The sequence below is a fragment of the Rhizobium aouanii genome (genome assembly GCF_037002925.1).
In the GTDB taxonomy this organism is placed as follows: Bacteria; Pseudomonadota; Alphaproteobacteria; order Rhizobiales; family Rhizobiaceae; genus Rhizobium; species Rhizobium aouanii.
The window spans coordinates 279,349-288,843 of record NZ_JBAMYD010000009.1; the positions used below are offsets into that span (position 1 = coordinate 279,349).

At 59.3% G+C, this 9,495-nt stretch carries 9 protein-coding genes; all 9 read right to left on the reverse strand.

Features of this window, described 5'->3' with window-relative positions:
- Positions 1-50: 50 nt before the first annotated feature.
- Positions 51-1,649, reverse strand: coding sequence for an MFS transporter (locus V8P77_RS18060; protein ID WP_335913651.1), 1,599 nt, complete (start codon positions 1,647-1,649; stop codon positions 51-53).
- Positions 1,646-2,089 carry a DoxX family protein gene (locus V8P77_RS18065; RefSeq protein ID WP_131709729.1) on the reverse strand — a complete coding sequence of 148 codons (444 nt, stop codon included), beginning with the start codon at positions 2,087-2,089 and terminating at the stop codon, positions 1,646-1,648. The genes V8P77_RS18060 and V8P77_RS18065 overlap by 4 nt, the downstream gene beginning before the upstream one ends.
- 153 nt (positions 2,090-2,242) lie before the next feature.
- Positions 2,243-4,225 carry an amidohydrolase gene (locus tag V8P77_RS18070; RefSeq protein WP_335913652.1) on the reverse strand — a complete coding sequence of 661 codons (1,983 nt, stop codon included), beginning with the start codon at positions 4,223-4,225 and terminating at the stop codon, positions 2,243-2,245.
- A complete protein-coding gene (locus V8P77_RS18075) occupies positions 4,225-4,515 on the reverse strand; it encodes a XapX domain-containing protein (RefSeq protein WP_028733436.1) in 291 nt (96 codons plus the stop codon). The genes V8P77_RS18070 and V8P77_RS18075 overlap by 1 nt, the downstream gene beginning before the upstream one ends.
- A gap of 65 nt (positions 4,516-4,580) precedes the next feature.
- The gene (locus V8P77_RS18080; RefSeq protein ID WP_028733435.1) at positions 4,581-5,276 is read right to left on the reverse strand and encodes a hydrolase; all 696 of its coding nucleotides are present in this window, start codon (positions 5,274-5,276) and stop codon (positions 4,581-4,583) included.
- A gap of 233 nt (positions 5,277-5,509) precedes the next feature.
- Positions 5,510-6,022, reverse strand: coding sequence for a nuclear transport factor 2 family protein (locus V8P77_RS18085; RefSeq protein WP_168338123.1), 513 nt, complete (start codon positions 6,020-6,022; stop codon positions 5,510-5,512).
- A 30-nt stretch (positions 6,023-6,052) separates the two neighbouring features.
- On the reverse strand, positions 6,053-7,711 hold the full coding sequence (locus tag V8P77_RS18090; protein ID WP_234888952.1) for an aldehyde dehydrogenase family protein: 1,659 nt from the start codon (positions 7,709-7,711) through the stop codon (positions 6,053-6,055).
- Positions 7,712-8,047: 336 nt separating this feature from the next.
- Positions 8,048-8,944, reverse strand: a complete 897-nt coding sequence (locus tag V8P77_RS18095) for a helix-turn-helix domain-containing protein (protein ID WP_335913653.1) — start codon at positions 8,942-8,944, stop codon at positions 8,048-8,050.
- 245 nt (positions 8,945-9,189) lie between these two features.
- A partial coding sequence (locus tag V8P77_RS18100; RefSeq protein WP_335913654.1) for a helix-turn-helix domain-containing protein occupies positions 9,190-9,495 on the reverse strand: 306 nt, incomplete at its 5' end.

Here is a 9,495-nt window from a genome sequence, read left to right on the forward strand (position 1 = left end):
ACTATCGGGAGGGCTCGATCCGGCTTGCTCCTTCCAAAGGTGGGTTCGGATCAGGCCTTGCCCGGCCGGTTGATCGCCAGGAAGTGGCGGACGACCGGCTTATCGGGACCTTTGTGATAGGTCAGAAGCTTGCCCTGCAGATCGGCATCGGCATTCGAGACCCGCCTGTGCTGTCGCAGGTGCTCGGCCCAAGATTCGACCATGAACCATTCGACCATCTTTTGCGGATCGGCGCTGTCCTCGGTCACGCCCCATCCATAGGCGCCATCGCGTCGTCTTTCGTGCGAGAGCCGATCGATCGCATGCAGAAACGCCGTGCGATTGTGCTTTTCGACATGGTATTCGATGAGAATGAGGACCGGGCCGCGATCATGGCCGACCGGTTCCGCAACAAGCGGTTCGGGCCAATGGTTGGACGGCACCATGCCCGCATCGCCGGCCGGCAGTTTCAGCCGGTGCATGACGATGCCGGCGACAGCTAGGCCGGCGGCGCTGATCAGCAGCGTACCGGATAGGCCGGCGGCCTCGCCGACCGCGCCCCAGCCGATACTGCCCGCCGACATCGCGCCGTTGAAGACGGTCAGATAAACGGCAAGTCCACGCCCGCGCACCCAGTTGGGAAGGACAGCCTGGGCCGTGCCGTTGAGCGTCGTCAGTGCCGTGATCCATACAGCGCCCAGGAACAGGAGAGCCACGATGGCGATCCATTTCGGCGGGGCAAGCGACAGGGTGGCCATGACGGCTGCAGCGGTCAGCGCAGCACCAAGCAGAAGCCCGTCGGGGCTCAACCGTTCGCGCAGCTTCGGCATGACGAAGGCTCCACCGATCGCGCCGGCCCCGACCGCGCCGAGCAGGATGCCGTAGAAGCTCGCATCCCCGCCAAGCATTTGTCGGGCAACCAGCGGTAGGAGAGCCCAGACGGCGCTGGCAAAGGCAAAGAAGACTGCCGCGCGCAGCAGCACGACATGCAGCGGTCGGCTGGCGCGGGTGTATCGCAGGCCGGCCCGGAAGGCGCCGAGGAAACCTTCGGCCAGCGCATCATCGGCTTTGCTCGCCCTTGGCCACCAGATCAGTGCGGCAATGACCACGAGATAGCTCGCGACATCGACACCATAGGTCACGCCCGCTCCAAAAGCTGCAAGCAGCAGCCCTCCGGCCGCAGGCCCGATGGACCGGGCAATATTGATGCCGAGCGAATTGAGTGCGATGGCGCTTTTGACATCCTCGCGCTTAACCAGTTCCGGCACGATTGCCTGCCAGGTCGGTCCCATCAGCGCGGCGCCGACGCCGCCGAGAAAGGTGAGCCCGATCAGGGCGCCGACCGAGAGCAATCCCGTTTGCGCCAGGATCATCAGCGTGATGCTGACGGAGGCCAGAAGGAGTTGCACCGCGATCAGGAGCTTGCGGCGGTCGAGGATATCGGTCAGCACCCCCGCGGGAATGGCCAGCAGGAAGATCGGGAGGGTTCCCGCCGCTTGGACCATCGCCACGGCGGCGGGTGAGGCGGAGAGATCTGTCATCAGCCAGGAACTTGCGACGTCGCGCATGAAGCTTCCGGTATTGCCGAGCACGGTCGCTGCCCAGAGCACGGCAAAGACCGGCTGGGCGAGCGGCGCGAAACTTCCCCGCGGGGGGCTTGCCGGGCTCATTCGCCCGCATCCTTGCCGAGATCGATGGCGGCCACGAGAATGAAGGCACCGGCGAGCCCGATATGCTCGAAAAAGGCATTGGCGGCCATCGAGCGCTCCATGCCCGGCGCCATCTCCCAGAAACGCAGGGCGATGAAGGTTGCAAGGAGCGTGAAGCCGGACAGGGCAAGCGCGCCTGCCCAGCGCAGGATGCCGGACACCACCATGGCAGAGGCGACGAATTCGAAGACGATGACGGCGACAGCGAATAACGGCGCCGGGTGTAGGCCGAAATGCGTCATCTCGGCCAGTGCGCCGTTGAAATCGAGGATCTTGGTAATCGGACCCTGGATATAGGCGGCGCAGAGGGCGAGCAGCGCCAGCGTGCGGATCGGCGACGCGGAAACGAGCCGGGCAGCCAACGAGCCCGGGCGGCTTGCGGATGGAAGGTGATCGGTCATCTGTGCGTCTTTCAAATTGTCCTGCTGGCGTGAACTGCCGGTGTCAGGAGCGGCGGCTTCTACAAGGGACTTAAAATGGCGCGGCAGTCTGTCGGGAGCGGTCGACATGGGCGGGCAGCAATCGAGGCTGCCCGGCCCGGTTCTCGCCGGACCTCACACCGCCCAGCAGGAGCAGCCAAGGGCGCCGAAGAAACCCTTCAGATCCGCGACCGGCAGTTTCGAGGTCCAGGCACCGGCATGATCGTGGCCATGGACACCGCAATCACTGGCGCAGCCGCATGTCGAGATTGCCATTCGGCGGAGCGAGTTGCGGCCAGCGCCATCCGGCTCACCCCAGGCGGCGTAACCTCCGAATGTGCGCACCGGCGACCAGTCGGGCATGGCGGGCGGAACCTCGTTTTCATCGAGCTCCCTGAAGTCACCGGCGCCGTAGACAATCTTGCCGCCGACCATTGTGAGATCAGACGTAAGGAAGGAGATCTCGTCCTCGGGGCAGGAAAAGAAATCCTTGTCCGGCACGATCAGATCGGCGAACTGTCCCTTCTCGATCCGCCCCTTCTTGCCCTCCTCGTTGGAGAACCAGGTAACCTTCTCGGTCCACATCCTCAGTGCCGTCTCGCGGTCGAGGCAGTTGGCGCGCGGATAAAGCTGCATGCCGCCGATAGTCTTGCCGGTGATCATCCATGAGAGCGAGACCCAGGGGTTGTACGAGGCGACACGGGTCGCGTCGGTGCCGGCAGAGACGTGCACGCCCTTATCCAGCATCTTACGGATCGGCGGGGTGGCTTCGGCGACGCCATGACCGTAACGCTCGACGAAATACTCGCCCTGGAAGGCCATGCGATGCTGGGTGGCGATACCGCCGCCGAGCGCCGCTATGCGATCGATCGAACGATCCGAGATCGTTTCCGCATGATCGAAGAACCAGTTCAGCCCCTCGAAGGGGATATCCCTGCTGACCTTTTCGAAGACGTCGAGTGCACGCGAAATCGTCTCGTCATAGGTGGCGTGCAGACGCCAAGGCCAGCGATTTTCGGCAAGGATGCGCACGACGTCCTCTAGCTCGCTTTCCATCTCCGGCAGTGCGTCGGGTCGCGGTTGACGGAAATCCTCGAAGTCCGCAGCCGATGCCACGAGGCTTTCTCCCGCACCGTTGTGGCGGAAGTAATCGTTGCCCTGCTTGTACTTGACCGACGACGTCCATTTAAGGAAATCGGCCTTTTCCTCCTTCGCCTTCTGAGGAAACAGATTGTAGGCAAGGCGCACCGTCATCTGGCCTTCGTCGGAAAGCGTCTGGATAACCTGGTAGTCACCTGGATAGTTTTGGAAGCCGCCGCCGGCATCAACGACGCCGGTGACGCCGAGGCGATTGAGTTCGCGCATGAAGTGGCGGGTAGAGTTGATCTGGTAGTCCAGCGGCAGCTTCGGCCCCTTCGCCAGTGTCGCATAGAGAATGGTGGCATTGGGTGTGGCGATCAGCATGCCTGTCGGATTGCCGTTGGCATCGCGGCTGATCTCGCTGCCTGGCGGGTTCGGCGTTTCGCGCGTGTAGCCAACGGCGCGAAGGGCCGCACCGTTCAGCAGCGCGCGATCGTAAAGATGCAGCAAGAAGACTGGCGTATCGGGGGCGATCGCGTTGATTTCGTCTAGCGTCGGCAGGCGCTTCTCAACGAACTGCTGCTCGGTGAAGCCGCCGACGACGCGCACCCATTGCGGCGCCGGCGTGATCGCCACCTGCCGCTTCAGCATGTCCATCGCATCTGCCAGCGATCGGACACCGTCCCAGCGCAGCTCCATGTTGTAGTTCAGGCCACCGCGAACGACGTGGGTATGGTTGTCGATCAGACCGGGCAGCACGCGCTTACCCTTGAGGTCGATGATTTTGGTCTGAGGCCCGGCCAGACGCATGATATCGCCATCCGCGCCCACCTGGAGGAAGAGACCGTCTTTGATGGCAACGGCAGTTGCGCTCGGGTTGGTTCGATCGAGCGTGGTTAGCTGTCCGTTGTGCAGGATCAGATCAGGATGCGTCTTACTAGCCCCGGTTTCCACGGGATCTGCGGCATGGGCCAATGAAAAGAGCGATGGAAAGGCGAGGCTGGATGCTGCGCCGAGAAGGGTTCTGCGTGTAGGCATCAGATTTTCTCCTTTGCGGGCGGTGTCTGGTTGCCGGCGATCTCGGCGCTGCCATGATTGCCCTTCGGCAGATGGCCGAACATGTGGGGCTTGATGTGGTTGAGCCACGAGATGGCTGCGGGTTGCCTGCCCCAGATGGTTTTCGCAAGCGGACCGATCTGCTCGCCGACGAGAATGCCGAGCAGCCCCACCAGCGCGATGACTGGCGGCGCCGGCGAGCGGACATTGAGCAGGCTATAGATGACGCCGACGAGCAGCCCAGAGCCAAGCGACAGAAGATAGAGTTTCACGGCAAAAGCTCCTCCAGCGGTGGAAACCGCTCCGACAGGGACTATCGGAGCGGTGCGATCAGGCCTTATCGTGCAGCCGGGTTCGGGCCGATCCGCTTGCCGTGCTTGACGCGCTCAGCGCCGCCATGGACGTGGGTAACGGCGTAGTCGATGCCCATACCGTAAGCGCCGGAATGGTCGCGCACCAGCGAGGTGACGGCGTCGTAGGTTTCCTTGCGTGCCCAGTCGCGCTGCCATTCGAGCAGCACCTGCTGCCAGGTCACCGGGATTACGCCGGCTTGCACCATGCGATCCATGGCGTACTTGTGCGCGTCGAGCGAGGTGCCACCCGAAGCGTCCGCGACCATGTAGATCTCGTAATCTGGCACATCGTGGAGCGCGGAAAGCGCGAAGGTGATATTGCATACCTCAGTCCAAAGGCCCGCCACAACGATCTTCCTGCGGCCATCGGCAGCATTCTTCGCCAGCGCATCGCGCACATTCTGATCATCCCACGAGTTCATCGAGGTCCGCTCGAGGATGTCGTGTTCCGGGTAGACGGCAAGCAGCTCAGGAAAGGTGTTGCCGGAAAAACTGTCGGTCTCGACCGTCGTAATCGTCGTCGGAATGTCGAAGATCTTCGCAGCCTTGGCAAGACCGACGACATTGTTCTTCAGCGTTTGACGATCGATCGATTGGACGCCGAACGCCATTTGCGGCTGTTGATCAATGAAAATAAGCTGAGAGTTTGATGGAGTTAGCACCTGCAGAAAATTTGCCATCTGGATATCCTTACATTCAGCCACGGCGAAAGGCGCCGCCCAGCCTAAGTGGCCATCGGTTGAGAGAAAGCTGCTCGGCAAGAACCTAAGCAGCATTGTGGATCAGGATTGTTTTCTTCGGCGCTGCATTCCGAAAACTGGCCGAAGTTTCATGAGTTCGCTGTCCGAATACTTGCCACTCGAAAACCTATCTTATCGAGTGAGTGATCGATGCGGGCGAGGCGGACTTACCTTCAGACGGTGATTGCGGACCCGTCCGGGTTCGCTTTGATAGAATACTCGCCGCCATCTCTGAAACTGCGGACGGTTGCGAAAGTATCTTCCATGAACTGCACGTAGGACAATTTGCCGTTCTCGCCGCGCGCCAGAACCGAGAAGGGCGACGTCACCGTTTTACCCAAAACGTTTGATGTGTAGGTGAACGTGCCGAAGATCGCCGCGCCGTCTTTATTTTCGAAACTGTCCTGGATTTCGAAGTTGTTTGTCGTCCAGTAACGGCCAACATCGATGAAAGTCTGAACCAGCCCTTCTGTACCTACGTTCGTACCGGCCCAAGGCATGATCCGTTTAAGCTCCGGGTGCTCATAGTTCAGCGAAACATAAACAAAGTCGTCCGTCGTGAATTGTTTGACGAACTCCAGGTCAGTCGGGTTCGACAAGATCGACTGCAACACCCCCAAAGGCGATGTCGGCGACGCTGGTTCTGCTTTCGAAAACTTCTTCTCGGCGTTCGTATTGGTAGACATGGTAATTCCTCCTTTTGAGTGGCTTTTGGGTCAGCGCTGCGTCAAGCCCGGCTTGAGCGCTATGTGCTTGTGTTCGATGAAATCGTCGAGCGCAGCCAGACCGTTCAGGCGGCCAAGGCCAGACTGCTTGAACCCGCCCTCTTCGGTACCGTCGTAGACCTTCGCCCAGTCATTGATCCACACCGAGCCCGCCTCGAGCGCCTGCGCGACGCGCAAGGATCGATCGACATCGCGTGTCCAGATGCTGGCTGACAATCCGTATTCGTTGTCGTTGGCAAGCCGGATCGCTTCGGCCTCGTCAGAGAACCGCTGAATCGTCAGCACCGGACCAAAAGTCTCCTCCTGCACGATGGCAAGACTGTTATCGAAGACTTCCAGAAGTGCCGGGCGGAAGAAAGCGCCGTTTGCAAGCGTACCAACATTGATGGGACCGCCACGCTCGACGACCTGCGCCCCGGCTGCGATAGCGGCTTGGACAACACCATCGACCCGCGCAACGTTAGCGCGGTCGATCAACGGGCCCATATCGCTTGAGGGGTCGGCGGCGGGGCCGACTTTGACGTTGCGCAGCCGCTCGGCCAAGCCGTCGCGGACGGCCTCGTATGTCCCATCCTGCACGAGCAAGCGAGAGCCCGTCATGCAGAACTGGCCGCTGAAGACGGTCAGCGCCTTTTCCAGAACGGGCAAGGCGGCATCGAGGTCTGCATCGTCAAAGACGATCATCGGCGTCTTGCCGCCGAGTTCCATGCCGAAACGCTTGAGATACCTTGCGCCGGTGCTGCTGATGGCTCGACCGGTACGGGTTGAGCCCGTAAAACTGACGACCGGAACCTCCGGCGAGTCTACTAAATAGGCAGAGCCTTCGGGGCCGCTCTCGAAGAACAGATTGATCACGCCGTTCGGAAGATCTTCTGCTTCAGCCATTATCTCCGCCATAACGCTTGCCGTCTGTGCGACTTGCGCCGGAAGCTTGATGACCGTGGTGCAGCCAGCAGCAAGCGCTGGAGCCAGCGAGCGGATCGTCAGAATGACTGGAGAGTTCCAAGGGGCGATGACTGCGGCGACCCCCATCGGTTGCCGAAGGATTAGGGAAATGCTCCCCGGCTTGGGGGTCATCGCTCGTCCGCCTCCGACCAGAGCTGTTGCGGCGGAATAGCGAAGCTTACTCGCAACCATGTCCAACTCGAACGCGGCTTCAGCCTTCACCTTGCCGTTCTCCAACGACAGAATCTCGAGCAGTTTGTCACGATTGCGCTCAAAAGCGCACGCTAGTTGGTCGAGCACACGCGCCCGTAATTCGTGATCGTGCGCCCATAAAGTCTCACGAAAGGCTTTAGAAGCTGCTGCTACGGCCAGTTTAGCTGCCTCCAGCCCGCAGTCAGGAAAATGACCAATGACATCATATGTTGCCGGGTCGATCGACTCTTGCAAACGACCTTCTTGGCATTGCGAGCCATTGATCCAATTGAAAGCTACATAAGTCGCTGCGCTGACGGGCTTTAATATCATAATCGAGTTACCTTCCATTTTCAGCGCTGTTGCGCAGCGGCACAGCGCTAATCGCAGCCTCTTAGGATCAAAACACGTTGCTTCCCGTGGCACCTCCTTGAGGGGCAAGACGCATTCTGCATTTTTAGTTGCGGCCGTACGTTTCTGATCATGCGGTTTGGGTCGAATATTGCGGTACATTGCATCTGTTGATCCGCAAGCCCTGATACTTTCAGTGCGAGCTGCCGCAGTTACTAAGCAAGCGTTACGCAGGGACGACGCGCGGGGGGACACTTACGGAGTGACCCGTCTTGAAAATTTACGTCGAGAGGTGCGAGGGACAGATCGGCGGCTAAGCCCCAAATCTACGTGGACATCGATTGTGGACCTAGTTGGGAGCGCCGCTCCCTGAGAGCAAGGTACGACGAAGCGTCGAAGTTTTACCGTCAAGGCGGGTCCATGCTCATTTCAGGCGAAATGAGTGTAATTTCTCGGCGATTGGGCAACGTTGTGTGGGATTTCGCTGCTTCGGGTAATTCATCTTGATGCGCTCCGAAATGCGCGGCGGTAGTCCGACAGCGTGCTACTTCGATGCTTCAGGAACACTCGCGCTAGCACTTTTTCTGACGAATAACCGACTTCTGATGCGATGACGGAGACTGGAACTTCAGTCGACTCGAGCAGCTCGCAAGTTCGTTCCATCCTGAGCCGCGTGAGGTAGACCCGCGGTGGCACCCCAACAGTTTGTTTGAACATGCGTGCGAAATGAAAAGGCGAAAGCCGGGCCTCGTTCGCGAGGTCATCTAGACCGATGTCTTCGGCAAGTCGCGCTCTCATCATGTCAAGGCAGCGACGTTTCGCCCAAGGAGCTAGACCTCCCCTGGCAACCGTTATAGGCTGACCACCCAATTGGCAAAGTTCAGCAAGTATCTCGCAACCGGCAGCTCTGGCTAACAAACGAGATGGTGCTCCCTCTTGATCGCATATCGCCCATAGGCTGCGAAACGTTGTTTGTAGCCGGGGCGAAGATAGCGTTCCCCTATAAATCGCCGCACGCTCGAATGAGAACCCGCCATCGGTGGCCTCGTCTATTACGTCCCGCCACTGAGCCATGGGGAATGACAGGCTTCGAACCTGATGACTTCTGTTCAGCATAATTCTGTTGGCAAAATTTGGGGCGGATAGAAAGAAACTTTGCGCGCCACTGCTTACGTCAAATTGCCCTCCTCCCATATCGCCGCTTACGCGATTGCCGCCAAGCACATCTTGATACAGGACAAGATCCGGCACGGACGGATGCGACATGTCGCCAGCTGGCGGCGCCGCTTCGAGCATGCTCAGAAGACCTCCGGGCGATTTCAGTGATCGCAAATAGTTAGAGAGCCTACCTTCGCTATACCATTGTGGAAAAGACGCAAAAGTACGGGTTGTCATGGTGTCATCTCCAGCCAACAAACACTCTCTTTCAAACCGGGACCGTATTCTCCACTGCAAACTGGTCGAGACGTGTCGGCCGGCCTCGGCAACCTTGGCTATCCTAACGTATGGAAACACCGCATTCCGGCGCGGCACCTGCTTCGGCGTTGCCAATCTTGCGATTATTTTGGACAAGCGCCCAAGAATTCGCCGCTAAAGCATAATTGGCAACATTCGATACGCCTCAGCTCATAAGTTACAATTTATCGCGGTTTTCGATGTTCGCGGCGGTAATCGGTCGGGGTCGTATTCCGATGTTTGAGAAAAACTCGGGCAAGCACCTGGCTAGAGGAATAGCCAACTTCGAATGCGATTTCTGTAACCGGGAGATCCGAATACCGGAGTAATTCACATGCCTTGTCCACGCGTAGTTGCGTTAAAAAAACCCGTGGGGGAACCCCTACGCTCTGCTTGAACATTCTGGCAAAATGGAAAGGCGACAGCTTCACTTCCGCTGCTAGCTCGACGAGGCTTATATCCTCTGCGAGCCGCATCCGCATTATCTCTAT